Annotated in this window: 18 protein-coding genes and 1 pseudogene; 13 read left to right on the top strand and 6 right to left on the bottom strand. The window is 71.5% G+C overall.

The annotated features are described in order from the left end of the window. Positions 1-278: 278 nt before the first annotated feature. Together npdG and ACFY3U_RS04715 are read right to left on the bottom strand one after the other, a co-directional pair. The gene (npdG, locus tag ACFY3U_RS04720) at positions 279-977 is read right to left on the bottom strand and encodes an NADPH-dependent F420 reductase (RefSeq protein WP_387194878.1); all 699 of its coding nucleotides are present in this window, start codon (positions 975-977) and stop codon (positions 279-281) included. Positions 978-1,132: 155 nt separating this feature from the next. Then, positions 1,133-2,674, bottom strand: coding sequence for an RNB domain-containing ribonuclease (locus ACFY3U_RS04715; protein WP_387194875.1), 1,542 nt, complete (start codon positions 2,672-2,674; stop codon positions 1,133-1,135). Between the two features lie 72 nt (positions 2,675-2,746). Here ACFY3U_RS04715 and ACFY3U_RS04710 point away from each other — a divergent pair, with 72 nt between their 5' ends. The 13 genes and pseudogenes from ACFY3U_RS04710 to ACFY3U_RS04650 all read left to right on the top strand — a co-directional run bounded on the left by ACFY3U_RS04710 (position 2,747) and on the right by ACFY3U_RS04650 (position 12,441). Then, on the top strand, positions 2,747-4,054 hold the full coding sequence (locus tag ACFY3U_RS04710) for a hypothetical protein (RefSeq protein WP_387194872.1): 1,308 nt from the start codon (positions 2,747-2,749) through the stop codon (positions 4,052-4,054). Between the two features lie 293 nt (positions 4,055-4,347). Continuing rightward, positions 4,348-4,851, top strand: a complete 504-nt coding sequence (locus ACFY3U_RS04705; protein ID WP_387194869.1) for an NUDIX domain-containing protein — start codon at positions 4,348-4,350, stop codon at positions 4,849-4,851. A gap of 238 nt (positions 4,852-5,089) precedes the next feature. Beyond that, complete coding sequence (locus tag ACFY3U_RS04700; RefSeq protein ID WP_387194866.1) at positions 5,090-6,202, top strand: acyltransferase family protein; 1,113 nt, start codon at positions 5,090-5,092, stop codon at positions 6,200-6,202. A gap of 250 nt (positions 6,203-6,452) precedes the next feature. Further along, the gene (locus ACFY3U_RS04695; RefSeq protein ID WP_387194863.1) at positions 6,453-6,794 is read left to right on the top strand and encodes an ArsR/SmtB family transcription factor; all 342 of its coding nucleotides are present in this window, start codon (positions 6,453-6,455) and stop codon (positions 6,792-6,794) included. Continuing rightward, complete coding sequence (locus tag ACFY3U_RS04690; protein WP_387194860.1) at positions 6,791-7,258, top strand: SRPBCC domain-containing protein; 468 nt, start codon at positions 6,791-6,793, stop codon at positions 7,256-7,258. The genes ACFY3U_RS04695 and ACFY3U_RS04690 overlap by 4 nt, the downstream gene beginning before the upstream one ends. Continuing rightward, positions 7,251-7,709 carry a DUF6069 family protein gene (locus tag ACFY3U_RS04685; RefSeq protein ID WP_387194857.1) on the top strand — a complete coding sequence of 153 codons (459 nt, stop codon included), beginning with the start codon at positions 7,251-7,253 and terminating at the stop codon, positions 7,707-7,709. Before ACFY3U_RS04690 ends, ACFY3U_RS04685 begins: the two co-directional genes overlap by 8 nt. A gap of 264 nt (positions 7,710-7,973) precedes the next feature. Further along, the gene (locus ACFY3U_RS04680) at positions 7,974-8,501 is read left to right on the top strand and encodes a YceI family protein (RefSeq protein WP_387194854.1); all 528 of its coding nucleotides are present in this window, start codon (positions 7,974-7,976) and stop codon (positions 8,499-8,501) included. A 147-nt stretch (positions 8,502-8,648) separates the two neighbouring features. After that, positions 8,649-9,221 (top strand): hypothetical protein, encoded by a 573-nt coding sequence (locus tag ACFY3U_RS04675; protein WP_387194851.1) that lies wholly within the window; start codon positions 8,649-8,651, stop codon positions 9,219-9,221. Between the two features lie 174 nt (positions 9,222-9,395). Beyond that, the gene (locus ACFY3U_RS04670; RefSeq protein WP_387194848.1) at positions 9,396-9,737 is read left to right on the top strand and encodes an ArsR/SmtB family transcription factor; all 342 of its coding nucleotides are present in this window, start codon (positions 9,396-9,398) and stop codon (positions 9,735-9,737) included. Then, positions 9,734-9,850: pseudogene (locus ACFY3U_RS04665) on the top strand (SRPBCC domain-containing protein); the annotation flags it as partial. The gene ACFY3U_RS04670 and the pseudogene ACFY3U_RS04665, both read left to right, overlap by 4 nt. 72 nt (positions 9,851-9,922) lie before the next feature. Beyond that, positions 9,923-11,245, top strand: coding sequence for a LysR family transcriptional regulator (locus ACFY3U_RS04660; protein WP_387194845.1), 1,323 nt, complete (start codon positions 9,923-9,925; stop codon positions 11,243-11,245). Between the two features lie 213 nt (positions 11,246-11,458). Beyond that, positions 11,459-12,016: a hypothetical protein gene (locus tag ACFY3U_RS04655; RefSeq protein WP_387194842.1), complete on the top strand. Its 558-nt coding sequence runs from the start codon at positions 11,459-11,461 to the stop codon at positions 12,014-12,016. Between the two features lie 71 nt (positions 12,017-12,087). After that, positions 12,088-12,441: a hypothetical protein gene (locus ACFY3U_RS04650; protein ID WP_387194840.1), complete on the top strand. Its 354-nt coding sequence runs from the start codon at positions 12,088-12,090 to the stop codon at positions 12,439-12,441. Positions 12,442-13,143: 702 nt separating this feature from the next. Here ACFY3U_RS04650 and ACFY3U_RS04645 read toward each other — a convergent pair. From ACFY3U_RS04645 to ACFY3U_RS04630, 4 genes are read right to left on the bottom strand one after another with little or no spacing between them, the layout of a single operon-like run. Next, entirely contained in the window at positions 13,144-13,920 is a 777-nt protein-coding gene (locus ACFY3U_RS04645) for a DUF6082 family protein (RefSeq protein WP_387194837.1), read from the bottom strand. Positions 13,921-13,941: 21 nt separating this feature from the next. Next, positions 13,942-15,129: a tyrosine-type recombinase/integrase gene (locus ACFY3U_RS04640; protein WP_387194833.1), complete on the bottom strand. Its 1,188-nt coding sequence runs from the start codon at positions 15,127-15,129 to the stop codon at positions 13,942-13,944. Then, positions 15,129-15,311, bottom strand: coding sequence for a helix-turn-helix domain-containing protein (locus ACFY3U_RS04635; RefSeq protein WP_387194830.1), 183 nt, complete (start codon positions 15,309-15,311; stop codon positions 15,129-15,131). Before ACFY3U_RS04635 ends, ACFY3U_RS04640 begins: the two co-directional genes overlap by 1 nt. Then, complete coding sequence (locus ACFY3U_RS04630; RefSeq protein ID WP_387194827.1) at positions 15,311-17,071, bottom strand: replication initiator; 1,761 nt, start codon at positions 17,069-17,071, stop codon at positions 15,311-15,313. Before ACFY3U_RS04630 ends, ACFY3U_RS04635 begins: the two co-directional genes overlap by 1 nt. Between the last annotated feature and the right edge of the window lie 36 nt (positions 17,072-17,107).

Below are 17,107 nucleotides of genomic sequence, written 5' to 3'. Positions count from 1 at the left end.
GCGACCTGGCGCGATGCTGCGCGACGTGGCGTGGCGTGGCGCTACCTGGCGTGGCGTGGCGTGGCGCTACCTGGCGTGGGGTGGCGCGACGTGGCGTGCGCGGCGTGGCGTGGCGTGGCGAGAGGTGACGTCACGCGGTGCGGCCTGGCTGGAGGCGCCACCGGTCTGCTCCAACACGGACCGACGGCAGTCGCAGCATGCCGGCGGCCGGATCTCCGCGTCGGCCAATGCCGAGGTTGGTCGCGCGGCCCCCGCGCCACGCCCCGGCGGCGTCCGGTTCAGAGGTCGGTGACGCGGATGCCGGCGTGTGCCTTGTAGCGCTTGTTGATGGCGATCAGGTTGGCGGTGAAGGCCTCGATCTGGTGCGCGTTGCGCAGCCGTCCGGCGTAGATGCCCCGCATGCCCGGGATCCGGGCGGCGAGGGCGCCCACGATGTCGACCAATTCCCGGTCCTCGGTGCAGATGAGCACGTCGAGGTCGATCCGGTCGACCTCCGGGTCGGCCAGCAGCGGGGCGCTGACGTGGTTGAACGCGGCGCAGACCCGGGAGTCGGGAAGCAGCCCGGCGGCCTGCTGAACGGCGCTGCCCTCCGGCACGGTCAGGGCGTACGGCCCCTGCTTGTCGAAGCCCAGCGGGTTGACGCAGTCGACGACGATCTTCCCGGCCAGCGGCTCGGCCAGGGCGGCGACGGTGGCGGCGTGACCGTCCCACGGCACGGCGACGATCACCACGTCGCTACGACGGGCGACCTCGGCGTTGTCCGCGCCGGTCACGTCGGCGCCGGCCGGCACGCCCGGCAGCGCGGCGATCTCGGCGGCCGCCTCCGCGGCACGGCCGGCGTCCCGGGAGCCGATCAGCACCGTCTGCCCGGCACGGGCGAACCGGTACGCCAGGCCCCGCCCCTGGTCCCCCGTGCCGCCGACGATGCCGATGGTCAGCCCGGACACGTCGGGCAGCGTGCTCGCGTCGTAAGCCATGGAGTCATCCTCGCAAACCGGTCGCCCGGCGGCACCGGGAGGCGCTGTGACAATGCCCCCTGCCACCGCCCCGGACATGCAGACGGCCCGACCGGCCGGGAGAGGCGCGGTCGTCGGCCAGCCGACGCGGCCCGGTCGGGCGGGCCCAGTGTGGCTCAGGCCAGCTCGAAGAGGACCTGCCGGTGTTCCGGGTCGGCGGTCACCAGGCGGACCTGGACCCGCTCGCCGAGCGGCAGCTGACCGGTGCAGCGGGCGCGTACCGGTGGGTCGTCCAGCGCGACCGTCCCACCCGGCTGCCGCCCCGGACGTTGCTGACCGTTGCCCTGCGGGCGTTGCTGGCCGTTGCCCTGCGGGCGTTGCTGACCGTTGCCCTGCGGGCGGCCGTCGGGGTGTTGCGGACCGCTCGCCTCCGGGGGGTGCTGGCCGTTGGCGGGGGCGTCCGTGTCCAGGACCGCCGCGGAGAACGTCTCCCCCACCCGGTGCTCCAGCAGCACGGCCTCGGCCAGTTCCACGGCGCCCCGGGTGGCGGCGCCGGCCGTACGGTCGGTCGTGGCCATCACCTCGGGCAGCTTCGGCAGCGCCGCGCGCGCCCAGCCGGGCACCGGCCGGCCCTCGTGCAGGGCGAGGCAGACCTCCGTGGCGTACCGGTCGGCCAGCCGGCGCAACGGCGCCGTGACATGGGCGTACGCGGCCCCGACCCCGCCGTGTTCCGGCTGCTCGGGCAGGTCGCCGTCGAATGCGGTGTAGCCCGCGCCGCGCATCAGCTCGGCGGCCTGGTCGACGAACGCGGCGGCGCGGGGCTGCGAGGCGTCCAGCCGCGCCAGCACCTCCCCCACCCCCTCGCCGTCCGGCCAGTCCACGCCCAGCGGGGCGGCCGCCGCGCGCAGCCGGGCCACCGCCTCCGGCTTCGGTGCCGGCATGGTCCGCAGCAGGCCCACCCGCCCGGCCAGCATGATGTCGGCGGCGGCCATCCCGGTCAGCAGGGAAATCTGCGCGTTGTGGTCCTCCATCGGGACGGGGCCGCGCAGCACCAGCCGCCAGCCGTCGCCGTCCGGCTCCACGTCCTGCTCGGGCAGCGGCAGGTTGATCGCGCCGCGGCGCAGGCCGCGGGCGGTGAGCAGGGCGCCGATCTCCGGCAGCAGCGCGATCGGCTCGGGCAGCCGGCCGGCGTCCGCGTCGGCCTGCACGCCCACGTAGTCCAGCTTGGCGCGGCTGCGTACCCGGGCGCGCTCCAGCGCCGCCGCGACGATGCCGCCGTCGCCGTCCAGGTCGATCGTCCACACCACGGCCGCGCGGTCGACTTCCGGCAGCAGGCTGGCCGCGCCCTCGCTGAGGGTGTGCGGGTGCAGGGGCACGTTGCCGTCGGGCAGGTAGACCGTCTGGCCGCGCCGCCAGGTCTCCTCCTCCAACGGGCCACCGGGGCGTACGTGCGCGGCGACGTCGGCGATCGCGTACCGCACCCGGTAGCCGCCGCCCGGACGGCGGGCCAGATGCATCGCCTGGTCGAGGTCGCGCGAGGCCGCCGGGTCGACCGTGACGAACGGGATGTCCGTACGGTCGACGGCCTCGGGCAGCGGCGCGGCCGCCGCCTCCTCCGCCTCGCGCTGCGCCGCGGCCGGGAAGCTCTCGGGGAGGCCCAGCTCGCGGCGCAGCGCGCCGAAGTCGATACGGGGTGCCAGTACGCGTCGGATGACCACGGGTCAATCTTGGCAGTGGTCCGGATGATCCGCCCTCCGGCGAAGCGGCGACCCTCCGCGTACGGTCAGCCGGTGGCCTTGCGGGCCCGGGACCGCGCGCTGGCGGGACCGGCGGTACGGGCGGCGGTACGGGACGGCGCCGTGCGCGCGGTGGTCTTCCTGGCGGTGGTCTTCTTCGCGGCCGTCTTCTTGGCGGTCGCCTTCTTCGCCGGCGCCTTCTTCGCCGCCGTGCGGCTGGCCGTCGAGGAGGTCGCGGTCGCCTTCCTCGCCGGGGCCCGCTTGGCCGTGGTCTTCGACGCCGGCGCCGTACGGGCGGTGGCCTTCGTGGCCGGCGCCTTCTTCGCGGCCGTGGACTTCGCGGCGGTGGTCTTCTTCGCCGTGGCGCGGACCGACGCGGTGGCCTTCGTACCGGAGGAGGTGACCTTGCGGGCGCCGACCGTCGACCTGCTGCCGGCGGTCTTCTTCGCCGCGGCGCCACCGGTCGCGGCGGCGCTTCGGCGCGCGGTCGTCGACGCGGCGGTCTTCCGGGCGGTCGTCGCCGTCTTCGCCGGGCCGGCCGTCTTCGCGGTGCTGGCCCTGACGGCCGCGGTGGACCTCTTCGCCGCGGGGGACTGCTTGGCCGCCGTGGTCTTCTTCGCCGCGGTGGTCTTCTTCACCGCCGTGGTCTTCTTGGCCGCCGTGGTCTTCTTGGCCGCCGTCGTCTTCGTCGCCCCCGTCGTCTTCTTGGCCGCGGTGCTCTTCGGGGCCGCCGCCGCGCGCTTGGCGACGGTCTTCTTCGCCGGGGCCTTCTTCGCGGTGGACTTCGACGCCGGGGCCTTCTTGGCGGTGGACTTCGAGGCGGGCGCGGTCTGCGTCGCGTTCCTCGTGGCCGTCGTCTTCCGCGCGGCCTTCACGTTCTTCGCGGCCGCCTTGTTGGCCGCCCGGGGCGTGGTGGCGGGGGCCCGGCCCGATCCGGCGCCGCCCGCGTTGGGCGCCGCCCTACCGGTGGACGCCTTGCGGACGGTCGAGGCGGTCGTCGCCGCCCGGCCGGCCGCCGTGCTGCCGGACCCGCCCGTGGTACGCGCCGAAGCGGCGGTCCTGGTGCCGGCCGGGCGGGTGGTGGCCTGTCGTGCTTCGGCCATCTCGGTTCCCTCCTTGGGGACATGCTCCCGCGGGCCGCCTTCCGGAGGCACGCGAGTTCCTCGACGCGGGCCGTCCCGCGCCGTTCGTCAGCCCTCCCCGGCCCAACGGGCGTCCTCGGCGTCCCACGCTTCGTTACGCTCCCGCACCTGCTGCAGGGCGTTCTCCGCGTCGGCCGCCGAGTCGTACGGTCCGAGAACGTGCTTGGCAGGGCACACGTCGGCATCGGTCTCGACCCGGTGGTGTCGCGTGCACCAGTAGTAGTGCGCACCACGTCCGCTGTCGTTCATGGGATCACTGTGCACCGCGCGCAGCCCGGCCGCCACCGGAACCGACAAAGACGCCGACGAGATCCACAGTAGACGTGCCTGTGGGTCGACGGGGCAAAACGGGATAATCCATGTCCGCAGGTCACCCGGGCGTGGGACGGATCGGCCGCGCGGTCACTACCGGAGGCGGTACGCGTACCTACCCAGCCGACCCCGGCCGGGCTGGTGCGGGCGGCCCGGTCGGCCGAGCCCTGCGCCGGCACGGGTGGCGGTTACAGTCGCCGGATGGCCGTACCCGAGTACATCCGGCGGATGCGTAAGCACATCGCCACCGAGCTGCTCTGGCTGCCGAGCGTCAGCGCGGTCGTCCGCAACGACGCCGGTGAGCTGCTGCTCGGCCGGCGGGCCGACGACGGCCGCTGGTCGGTGGTGAGCGGGATCGTCGAGCCCGGCGAGCAGCCGGCCACCGCGGTGGTGCGCGAGGTCGAGGAGGAGACCGGGCTGGTGGTGGAGCCGGTACGCCTGGCCAGCGTGGTCGCGCACCCGCACACGTACCCCAACGGCGACCGGTGCGAGTACCTCAACCTCGGGTTCGTCTGCCGGCCGGTGGCCGGCACCGCCCGGGTCAACGACGACGAGTCGGTGGCGGTGGAGTGGTTCCCGCCGGCGGCCCTGCCGCCGCTGGACGCGCACGCCCGGCTGGTCATCGCGCGGGCGCTCGCGCCGGACGAGGCCGCCTGGTACCTACCGGCCGGCATGTCCTGGGACGACCTGACCGTCGCCGGCTGACGCCTCGCGCGCTCCCGAGCGGCCCGCCGAGAAGGTCGACGAGCCCCACCGGTCGGAGTCCTCGTCGTAGGCGCTCAACCGCTCCGGGAGGTTCAGCGGTGGTGGCGACCGTTCCGGGGCAGGACGGCGCGCGGCACCCGGGAACATTCGTAATCTTGGTCACCCCGGCTGGGCCCCGCATCGACCAGCCAGCATCCTCTGTCGGGTGACGGTCAAGGCGAGTCCCGAGAGTGCCGGAGTGGCGGTCGTGCCCGCCGGACGCAACCCGTACATCGACAACGTCAAGGGGCTGTTGATCGTCCTGGTTGTGCTCGGCCACCTGATCCGGCCGACGGTCGGCTACTCACCGGGCGGCTGGACGGTGTACACGTTCATCTACATGTTTCACATGCCGGCCTTCGTCATGCTCTCGGGGATGCTCTCGGCCACCGACGTCACCGGTCGCCGGGCCGCGTCGCTGATCCGCGACCTGGTGGTGCCTTACCTGGCCTTCCAGTTGCTCTACATGAGCTTCCACACCCTGCTGGGCAAGCCGATGCCCTGGACGGTGAACGAGGTCCTGTCGCCGATCTTCCACCTGTGGTTCCTGCCCGCCCTGCTCATCTGGCGGATACTCGCTCCGTTCATCGCGCAGATCCGCGGTGCGATCGTCATCGCGATCGGGGTCTCGCTCGCCGCCGGAGTCGCCACCGTGCTCGGTCACCCCCTGTCGCTGGACCGCACGGCGGCGCTGCTGCCCTTCTTCGTGTTCGGCGTCTGGATCGGTCGCGGCGGGCTCTCCTACCACCCGTCCCGCGGCGTTCGGCTGGCCGCGGTCGCGGTGTTCGTGACCGCCGCTCCGATCGCCTATCTGGTCGCGTCGCGCCTTTCCAGCCTATGGGTGTACTGGAACAACCCGTACCAGCGGGCCGGAGTGGACACCACGCAGGGCGTGCTGATCCGGCTCGGACTGATGGCTGCCGGGTTCGCGATGGCCTGGGCGATCATGATGCTCGCGCCCCGCCACTCGACGGTCCTCACCGGGTGGGGGGCCAATTCGATGTACCCGTACCTGCTGCACGGGTTCGTCGTTCTGGCCTTCACCTGGTCGTCACTGCCAGAGCGGGTCGACGACATCCCTACCTTCCTGGCGCTCACCGCCGCGGCGATCGCGCTGGTCTGGATCACCGCCAGCCGACCGGTGGTACGGGCGTCACGTCCCCTGGTCAGCCCCCCGATCGGCTGGCTGCTGAAGAGTGCCACTCCGGCGGGGGATCCACGGTCCGTGGCCGCGAGGGAGACCGACCCGAACCCGGGACCGGTCAGAGCCTGGGCGACAGGATCCGCGGGCGGGCGGCACCGCGGCAACTGATCAGGGACCTGCACGCCGGATCCTGGACGCCGGAGTGGTTGCCGCCGCCGACGAGGCGTACCGGGAATGCGCGGCGGCGGCGGTGGCGGCACGGCACGGCACCGGGTTCCGGCAAACCTTGCCGGCCGCCCTGCCGGTAGGCCCCGCCGGGGGGTGTAGCCGATCCGCCGCGCGGACGTAGCCGTCCTCGCCGAGACCGGATCTTCGACAAACGTTGAACCTGAAGGTTCAGTTTTATAAGGTGAACCACATGGTTCATCAACAGGTGCTCGACCGGGTGTTCGCGTCGCTGGCCGACCCGACCCGGCGCGGCATCCTGCTCCGGCTCGGCGACGGCCCGGCCACCATCGGCGAGCTCGCCGAGCCGGCCGGGATGAGCCTCACCGGCATGAAGAAGCACGTCCAGGTGCTCGAGGAGGCCGGACTCGTCGTCACGGAGAAGGTCGGCCGAGCACGGCACTGCCGGCTGGTGACCGCGCCGCTCGACGACGTGCTGGCCTGGATCGGCTTCTACCAACGGCTCTGGACCCGTCGCCTCGACGGCCTCGACGCCTACCTCACGTTGCGCTCCCGGAAGGAACACGACACGTGACGATCGACATGCGGATGACCCGGCAACTGCCCGCGACGCCGGCCGAGGTCTTCGACGCGTACACGGACGCCGAGCAGCAGAAGATCTGGTTCAGCATCCTCGACGAGCAGCCCGGCATCGTCGAGATCGAGGTCGACCTGCGGGTCGGTGGGCAGCAGACGGCGGTGTGGGGGCCCAGCCCCGACATGCTGTTCCGGGAGACACAGACGTTCGTCGAGATCGACCGTCCGCACCGGCTGGTCACCGAGTCCACCGGGTCCAGCCCGGACGGCATGACCATGACGACCCGCATCGAGCTGACGTTCGAGGAGAACGACGGCGGCACCCTGATGACCGTCGTGCAGAGCGGCTTCCCGGCACCCGAGGTCCGTGACTTCTTCGTCGGCGAGGTGTGGACCGGCGCCTTCGCCCGGATCGAGACCTACCTGACCCGCCGGTACGGTGCGGAGCCCGCTGATGCGTAGGCCCTCCCGCTGGACGATCGTCGCCCTGGCCGGCGCCGCCGCCGTGGTCACCAATCTCGTCCTGTACGAGCTCGGCCGGGCGGCCGGCGGCACATTCCGCTTCACCTCGGCCGGCGGGCCGGCCGAGGTCGACGCGATCACCGTCGCGGGCTTCAGCGCCGTACCGCTGCTGATCGCGCTCGCCGCCGTCGCGCTGCTGGCACCACGCGCCCCGTGGACCGTACGGGCCGCCCTGGTCGTCGGCCCGGTGCTGGCGGTCGGCACGATCGCCGCGATGACCCTGCCCGCCGACTTCGACCGAGCGAGCACGACGACCCTCGCGCTCTGCCACCTGGCGCTGGCGCCGATCATCATCGTCGCGGTGGTCGCCATCGGCCGGCGGTCGGCGGCGCTCCGTGGCGCGGCGCTCCGGGGTCCACACGAGGTCGACGCGGCCCGGCCGGCGAGCTGACCGGGCGTCGGGGCCGCCGGCGGACCACCCGGGGTGGCAACCGGCGGCCCGACGGCCTGCCCGCGCCGCGAGGCCGGCGGCGGGGACGACCGAGCCAGCCTTCAGGCCGGCCGGGGTACGACGCCCCTGTGCGTTGTCCTACTTCAAGGCGCTGCAGTTGAGGATCGCCCCCCGCCCAGCGGCGGGCCATCCGCTGGCCGTCGCCGCCCGCCCCCGGCCGCCGAGCGCCAGCCGGATCCGCACCCCTGAACAGAGGAGTCCGCCATGACCGCCGACCTGTCCGGCGACAACCGCCCCTACCTGCGCAACGGCCGCTACCGGATCGACCCCTCGACGAGTGAGGCCCGCATCGTCTTCACCCGGGCCCTACACCTGGGCGGCATCGGGGCAACGATGACCATGATGGACGGGGAGATCTTCATCGCCGACAGGTCGAGTGACACCCGCGGCCACCTGATCATCGACGCCACGACGCTGCGCACCGACAGCAGCAGCTTCACCGCCCACCTGCTCGACTCGCCCAACCTCGACGTCACGAACCATCCCCGGATCCTGATCAGCAGCATCGACGCCGGTCAGGCCGGCGATCGGCGGACGGTCACCGCGGTGATCGGGCTGCGCGGCATCCACGGCGTCGTCACCCTGGCCGCCCGCTGCCTCGGTGCGCGCCGGAACACCGTGCGCCTGCGCGGCGACCTGAACCTGAACGACTACGACCTGCGCCCGCGCTACCACGGCCCGGTGCGCCAGCGCGCGGAGCTCATCCTCACTCTGCAACTGCTGCCCGACTGACACCCACCCCGGCCGCTTCCCATCCGCCGACGGAGACCCCATGGCCCCAGCTCACCCCGCACTCCCCAGCACCGGCAACCGTGGTCACCGGTCGTACCGGCGACCCGGACACCGCTCCGGCCCGCCCTGCGGATTCCGCGCATCGACGTGACGACGGAGACCGGGCAGCTCACCATCACCGTGATCGCACTCGACGCGGCACCGCACGCCGTCGAGCGGGCGGTCGAGCTGGCCCGGTCCCGGCTGCCGAGGCGGGCGTCGTCGACCATCGCGGCCGGTGCGCACGCGGCGGATCTGCTCATCACCGACCTGACACCGCAGGAGGCGACGGGCGTCATGGTCCGCGTCGGCGACTACGCCCGCGTGCGCGGCCCCGCACCGCACGGCACCGCCTGGGCGATACCGACCAGCATCCCCGCCTCCCCCACCTGGCACCTGCGCGACGGAGCGATCGCAACGGCCACCCGCCCCGCGTCGCACCGCCCCGGCGGGCGCGGCGACCCCTCCCCCGGAGCCGCCCTGGTCGTGGTCCACGCCGACACCTGCGACCACGCCGGCACCCTCGCCGCCCGCTGGCTCGGCCGCACCGGTGCCGAGTTGGCGGAACTGGCGCGCGCCCACAACGTCGCCGTCCGCGCGCAACTGACCGACGGGTCCACCGCCTCCTTCTCGTCGCACCCCGGACCGGCACGGCGACCCGCGGTGGCCGCCGGCACTTGACGAGCAAGCCCACCATGTCCCCGTGCGTCGCTGCCCATGCCGGGTTCGGGCACCGCGCCGGTGGGCCCCGCCGGCGGCGTCCTCCGTTCCGCCGCCCGGCCGTGACCGTCCTCGCCGCGGCCGACACCCCGACGAACGTTGAACCTGAAGGTTCAGTTTTGCAAGGTGAACCACATGGTTCATCAACAGGTGCTCGACCGGGTGTTCGCGTCGCTGGCCGACCCGACCCGACGCGGCATCCTGATCCGGCTCGGCGACGGCCCGGCCACCATCGGCGAGCTCGCCGAGCCCGTCGGAATGAGCCTCACCGGCATGAAGAAGCACGTCCAGGTGCTCGAAGAGGCCGGACTCGTCGTCACCGAGAAGGTCGGCCGGTCCCGTCATTGTCGCCTGCGGACCGCGCCGCTCGACGACGTGCTGGCCTGGATCGGCTTCTACCAACGGCTCTGGACCCGTCGCCTCGACGGCCTCGACGCCTACCTCACCCTGCGCTCCCGGAAGGAACCCGACTCATGACGATCGACATGCGGATGACCCGGCAACTGCCCGCGACGCCGGCCGAGGTCTTCGACGCGTACACGGACGCCGAGCAGCAGAAGATCTGGTTCAGCATCCTCGACGAGCAGCCCGCCCGCCCGGCCGCCGCGCCATCCCGGTGGTCCTGCGCGGCGGGACGCCGAGCGGTCGCCTAGGCTGCGCGCATGTCGTTGCCGGTGGCCGGTGGTGCCGTGGCGCGGTGCGGGCCGGTCACCCCCGCCACCCACCCGGCGTCCGCGCTGCCGTGGGGAATGTTGCACACCATCGGCGTGGTGAGCGCGACGCCCAGCATGACCCGGGCCGCCGAGCTGTTGCGGGTCTCGCAGCCGGCGCTGAGCCGACGGGTGAACGCCGCCGAACAACTCGCCGGCACCGACCTGTTCGACCGCACCGGCAGCGGGGTGCAGGTCACCGCCGCCGGTCACATGCTGGCGGAGGCCGCGCGGCGCATGCGGGGCCCGCTGCGGACCGCCACCGATCCCCCGGTCGCCGGCCCGCCGGAGTGCGCGTTCGCCACCTACGTGACCTCGCTCGGCGAGCTGGTGCGGTGGTTCTCGCAGCGCTGGCCGGCGAGCCGGTGGCACGGGGCCGAACTCCGGCCGGAACTGGCGATGGCCGACCTGGCGCAGGGCGCCCTCGACATCTTCCTCGGGGTGCACACGCAGCACCACGCGCCGGTCGCCGCCTCGGTGCGGCGGCACGTGGCCGTTCGCGATCCGCTGCGGCTGGCGATGAGCACCCGGCATCCCCTCGCCGCGAACCCGGTGCTGACGCTCGCCGAACTCCGCCACGAGCCGTGGCTGACCAGCAACGACCCGGCGGTCGAGCAACTCCTGGTCGAGGCGTGCCGGGGCCACGGCTTCACGCCGCGGATCGCCTACCGGACCGACCGCACCCGCAGCATCCGGGACCTGGTGGCGGGCGGGCACGCGATCACGCTGTGCGTGCCGGTCGCCCGCACCGACGACGAGGTGGTGGTCCGCCCGGTGACCGGCCTGCCCAGCCTGGACCTGGTGGTGGCCTGGAATCCCGAGCGGCTTCCCGTCGCCCTCGCCGACCGGTTCTGCGGCGTCCTCATCGGCTGGTACCTCTCCCGCGCCTGGTCCGTGCCCGCCTTCCGGTCCTGGTTGGACGCGCACCACGCCGAGGTGATCAGCAGTGCGACGATCAGCTCGGACCAGAACGACGACCCCGACCCGGTGCACGACGACGTCGACTGGAACGACCTCCAGGCCGCATTCGAGATGCTGCGCACCGGCTCGGCCCCGCAGGCCGCCACCCGGCTGGGTTGCTCGCCGAGCACCGTGCAGCGACGCGTCCACCGGCTGGAGCGCCAGGTGGGCGGCGCGCTGCTGGAGCGGTCCGCCGAGGGCCGGCCGGAACCGACGGTACGGGGCTTCCTGCTGCTGCACCACCTCTACCGGGCCCAGGCGGCGTGCGATGCACAACTGACCGCCGGGACGCCGCTGATCTCCAACAACACATAGCCGCAGCCAAGATTGTCTTAGCATCGGCGGAATGGCTTTTCCGGAGCGGGAAAGCTGGATCCTCGCATCGCGCGATTCACCTATGTTTGCTAGCGTCCGATCTCGTTGAGCGTTCGTCGTCAATGCTCGACGTGCAATTATTCACGCTCCGAAGTGGCCCGCGAACTGGAGGTAAGACGTATGCAACAACGCGTTCCCCGCCGGATGGGAACAATGCTGCGGCACGCACTCACCGCCCTGGCCGTGCTCGGCCTGACCCTTGTCGGCACCGTCGCCGGCAACCCGGAACCCGCCCGCGCCGACTCGACTGTCGTCTGCGCCAACGCCGGGGTGCCGGCCGGCTACGTGGTCACCGGCGTCGGGATCAACCAGTGCAACGGCTACCACCGGCTGGCCATCACCAACGACCTCTACGAGGGCATCCCCATCTGCAGCCTGTGGGGCATCCCCGGTGGCTGGTACGCCACCGGCGGCGTCGCCAACGACGCCACCTGCGGATACAGCAACCGCTACCAGGTCAGGACCGGTCTCTACGACGGCATCTCCGTCTGCGCGGCGACCGGCATTCCCGGCGGCTGGATCGCCACCGGCGCCCGCTCCAACGACCCGAACTGCGCGAACCTCAACCGCTACCAGATCACCTCCGGCCTCTACGACGGCATCTCCATGTGCGCGGCGTCTGACGTCCCCGGCGGCTGGGTCGTCACGCAGGTGCTGGCCAACGACCCGAACTGCGCATACCTCAATCGGTACGTCATTCGACGACTCTGAGTGAGGTTCGACCTCCGGCGGAATCCCATTCCGCACAACCCGCTTCACGCACGCGAGAAAGGCAGTAGTCAATGGACAGAAGACGCTTCAGAACGTGGGCGACGACGGCCCGGAACGGCGCGGTGGCCCTGACCGTCACGGTGGCCGGAGTGGGCGCGTCCCTGGCGATCGGCAGCCCGGCCCAGGCCGCGACGACCTCCATCTGTGCGGTCGGCTCGATTCCCGCCGGATGGGTCGCGACCGTGGGCCGCTCCAACGACCCGAGCTGCGGCTACCTGAACCGGTGGCAGATCACGAACGAGATCTACCCCGGCATGAGCATGTGCGCGGCGAGCCCCGTGCCGGACGGCTGGTACGTGTCCCAGGTCGCGGCCAACGACTTCAACTGCGCCTACCTGAACAGGTTCGTCATCTACCCGTACTGACCGGTGCGACGGGGGCGGGCACGGCCGGTCGGCCGCGCCCGTCCCCGCGTGGGTTCGGTGTCGGCACGACGGTGCGGTGCGTTCGTTGATCAGCCGAGCGGTTCAGCGTGACCCACGAGCCGGTCGAGGCCACCGCGCGGAGGCTGCATGGTGGATGCTCAAGCGTGACGGGTCACGGCAGCGGCACCTTCGCCCACGCGAGCGCTGAACCGCGTCGCCGCGGCAAGGACGACGCGCCCAGCGCCTACAAACGTGATGACGCGAACGATTCGTGGCGGCCGGATCGCTGCCGAATCACCCACGTCATCACGTTGGTAGGCGCGCGAGAGTGCTCTCTGCGCGGGTGGGGACGGGTGGACGTCGAGCGACTCCTTCACCAGCTTGTGATCCGCAGGGCCCCGAGCGGCAGCTCGCCAGGTCGTCGTCCTTCGGTAAGGCCGTGCCATCCGGTCCGGCGCCTGACGAGAGTGAGAAGCGCTACGCCGTGAGCGCTACGCCGTGACAATGTGCGTTCCAGAGGTCAGTTTCACGGTCTGGGAGTAAGGCGACCCGGAGCCTTGATCGCGGCTCTGAGCTGGTGGGCGACGGACGAGTCGACCTGTACGCCGGATTAAGATCATCGCACCCCCGTTGACCAGGAGCGGAGCCTGGCGAAGGCCGCTATAGGCCGTCGCCAGGCCGTCTTGGCGTCGCTGAGGCCCTTCATGATGGGCGGTCACGCCGCCGGTCGCGGTGACTCGCCCTCAGGAAGATCGCCGCCGCCACACCTCCTGCCATGCCAGCAAGGAGGGGAATAGCCGGCCCAGTCGGGGGCGCGGGATTCTCGGGGCGAGGACTGCCGGACGCACGGCTCGGTGTAGTGGTGGGCGGAAGAAGCCTGCTGGCCCGCGCCCGCTCAAGCTCCTCCGTCAAAATCACCATGAACCGCCTATCGCGACGGCTCGGGCGCTTGATCCAACCTGGCCCCACTTCAGCCCAGTATCGTCGCGATACATCGCTGCGAAAGAATCCTTTGGCGATGCCACGAAGAGTCTCATCATCGATCTCGCCGACCCTCCAAAGCACCAGCCAATGAGTGGTCAGCAAATTGCAGAAGCTACGGAGCCCGTACCCTTCTTCGGTACCGTCCTCCCCCCAGCTGCGCGAATAGACGGGATTCTCTAGGGTGAAGCGCACAAGCTCGAAATGCCGCTGCGATACGTTGTAGAGCAGCGATGAGCGGTGATCTCTGTACTGAAGGATCAGGGATGCCGTAATGCCACAGAGAGCCGCTGCGGACAAGATCGCCGAGACACCACCGTACGCCTGCCCAACATCGCTAAGCTCGCCCCACTCGTCGCTGAAGCGAAGCAGAACCCGCATCAGCAACGGCGACAGCAGGACGGCCACGATGAAGCCCAACGCAGCCCCAGTGATGATCAGCCACTTCGATGACCAACGATGCATACCTGACAGGTAGCAAGCCGTCGCAAGACTCACCTTGGCGCCCTCCAGACCGGGCTAGGTGAACAGATCGTCGATTGCGCGCCGGGTGCGTTCCTCGCTGGCCGGCATCAGGTGGGTGTAGACCCGAAGCGTGAAGCCGGGGTCGGAGTGCCCGAGGTACGAAGCGAGGGCCTTGATGCTCTCCCCCGCGTCGAGCAGCGCCGAGGCGTAGAAGTGGCGAAGCGCGTGCATCCCGGTCGCCCGGGTCGGGACGATGCCGGCCGCCCTCACCGCCGGGCGCCAGTTCTTGTCGTCGAAGGTGGCTCGCTTGATCGCACCCCGCTGGGTGGTGGTGAAGAGCAGCGGCACGGTCACTCGCTCGTCGCTGAACGGGTCCTCCCACGGCAGGGTGATCGAGAGCGGGTCGTACTTCTTAGCGTGTTCCTTGAGTGACTGTGCAACCGAGTCGGGCAGCGGTACGCGGCGGTCCCGGTCGTTCTTGGGCAGGCCGAAGACCAACCGGGAGCGGACCACCTTGACTTGCCGAACGACGTGGACCCATCCCGAGGCGAAGTCGATGTCATCGACACCGATCCCGAAGATCTCACCCTGCCGCAGCCCGCAGCCGGCGCCCAGGTCGACCATCGGGCGGTACCGCTCAGCCAGGCAACCGCGGATTGCCGAAACCTCGTCGGCCCGCCAGGGAACGACGCGACGTTGCACCGGCCGGGGCGCCTTGACCGAGGCAGCCGAACACGGGTTCTTTGCGATGCGCTCGTCGTCGACGGCCGCGCCGAGGATGGTCCGCAGGTGAGCAAAGATGACGGCCCGGGTCGCCGGCGCCAGCTTTCCGGCCATCGCGGCGTCCCACTCTCGTACGTGACCCGGCTTGATCGAGGCCAGCTGCCGAGAGCCGAAGAACGGCAGCAGGTGCTTCCGTACCCGGAACTCGGTGCTCTCCCGGGTTGACTCGTCGAATGCTCGGGTCCGCAACCAGCTCTCGGCGTACTCGGCGAAGGTGATCCGACCGGCGGAAGGGTCGACGTAGGAACCTCGGAGCTTGTCCGTCTCTGTTGAGACGAGGAAGGCGTCCGCGTCGCGCTTGGCCCGGTCGGGGAAGGACTGGCTGCGTTCCCGGCCGTCCGGGCCGATGTACCGCACCCGGTAGCGCATTCCTTTGCCGAACAGATCCGACTTGATCCGTTCCTTCCGGCCGCCGGGGTGCCGGATCACCTTGTACCAGCGATCTTCAACGTGCCCCATCAGGCAGCCGCCTGGTCACGGAACCACGCCCGGACCGCTTCCGGCTCGTAGCGCAGGTGCCGACCGACCCGAGCCGCCGGCGGACCGTACTTGACCTTGCGCCAGCGGTACAGGGTCTCGGTTGGCACCCGCAGGTACGCCGCCACGTCCCGGATGGTCCAGAGTTCATTGTTCGCCGCCATCACAGTCCCTCCCCCGTCATGCCGTCTGTTCGCGTCGTCGATCCGTCCGCCGATGGCTGGGCGGCCCGGTCCTTGGCGGCGAGGAGTTCGGACCGCCAGCGGGCGCGTTCGCTGATCGAGCGCATGAGTCGGTGGGACATCGGGCCCACGTCGGGGTCGTCGGGTCGGGCGAGTTCCCAGGCGTGCCGGACCCGTTCGGTGGTGTCGGCCTGGTCGTCGACGAGGTGCGCGGCGGTGGTGCTGTCGGTGGTGACGCCGAGGAGGGCGCGGACCCAGGCGCGTACGTCGTGTTTGTGGTCGGCGAGGGTCTTGCCGGACCAGTCGCGGGAGATGAGGATGCGCCGGCCGCCGATGCCGAGGGTGTCGCGTTGGTGGACCTTGCCCTTGCAGCGGCCGGGCTTGAGCTTGGCGTGTGCCTTCTTGGGCTGGACGCCGTAGAGCAGCCAGTTGGCGCACCGGTCGGTGCAGGGGGTCAGTTGGAGTTGGTGCCAGAGCCGGTCGAGGTGCTTGCGCTGGCGGTCGGTGGTCGCCTTGTGGCAGTCGCCGGTGTGCTTGGTGATGTATTTCGTGACGTACCGGATGGTGCGTTCGGCGTCCTCGGTGCCGGGCATGACGCCGCGGGCGTCGACCTGGGTGCCGAAGCGGACGACGTGCACGGGTTCGGCGTCCGGGTCGTCGTCGATGGCGTCGAGGGCTTCCGTCCAGGTGGTCAGCGGCTCCCGGGTGTCGGGGTCGACCCACGCCGCCGCCTGCTCGTCCCAGACGGGCAGCCGGTCGAGGGTGTACCGCTGGACGTCGACCGCCGGCCACCACACCTGGTGGTAGGTCGCCGCCGCCACGGTGCGGAGCACGTCCCGGGGGATGGTGCCGCGGATGGCGAAGTGGGCGTGTGGGGCGAGGCGGCGTTGCGGCTCGACGCAGCCGGCGTACTGAACGTTCCAGCCCTCGCAGCGGCGCAGGTTCTGCCAGAAGCGGTCGAGCAGCCGCGGGAAGTGAACGGCGTCCCAAGCGGCGCGGCGGTAGTCGTACCGGTCGGGGTTGACCGGGGTGCCGTCGGGGCGGACCGGGCCGTAGGAGTCGAGGGTGAGCGTGAGCCACATCGAAGGTCGGAAGGTCGAGCCGTCCCGGGAGGTGTAGGTCTTGCCGACGGTGCGGCGCTCGACCTTGCGGCGGGGTAGGTCGGGTGCGTCCTGGCGCCGTTTGGTGGAGCGCTTGCGCCGGCGGCCGGGCTCGTCGTCTTGGTCCTCGTCGACATCGACGTGGGGTGGGCCGACGCGCCCGCGCAGGCCCTCGGTGGCGATGGCTTCCTCTACCTCGCGGATTGCCTCGTCGAGGTCGGTGACCTGGTCCCACTGGGCGGCGCGGATCGCCTCGTCGCGGGAAAACTCCAGGTGTGCGCGGAAGAGGATCAGGGACTTCTGCGCCTCAGTCGCGGGCTCGGGGCCGGGTAGGGGTTCGTCGTCGCGGTGCCAGCCTTCGCGGATCTGGGCTTGGCGTAGCCGGCGGTTCTTCTTGGCGCAGGGGCCGCACTTGTCCTCGCGGGTCGCGCCGCAGGGCAGGTCGATGATCTCGGTCAGGCCGGTGTCGAGGTCGGTGCGGCGCATGGCAAGGGGACGCGCGCAGACGCCGTACTCGGCGGCGATCTCCTTGAGCACGTCGACCGAGCGAGGGAGTGCCATGCGGGCCGCCCGCGACCCCGGTCGAGGAGCAGCCGAGGTCGGGGCGGCAGGAGCGAAGCCGGGCAGGGTCGGAGCCGTCACCGGCCCACCTCCAGGGCGGGTCGAATGCGGTAGTCC

It is taken from the genome of Micromonospora sp. NPDC000089, assembly GCF_042899365.1.
GTDB lineage: Bacteria > Actinomycetota > Actinomycetes > Mycobacteriales > Micromonosporaceae > Micromonospora.
Note: the sequence above shows the minus strand (reverse complement) of the source record. Positions and strands in the feature narration are given on the sequence as shown.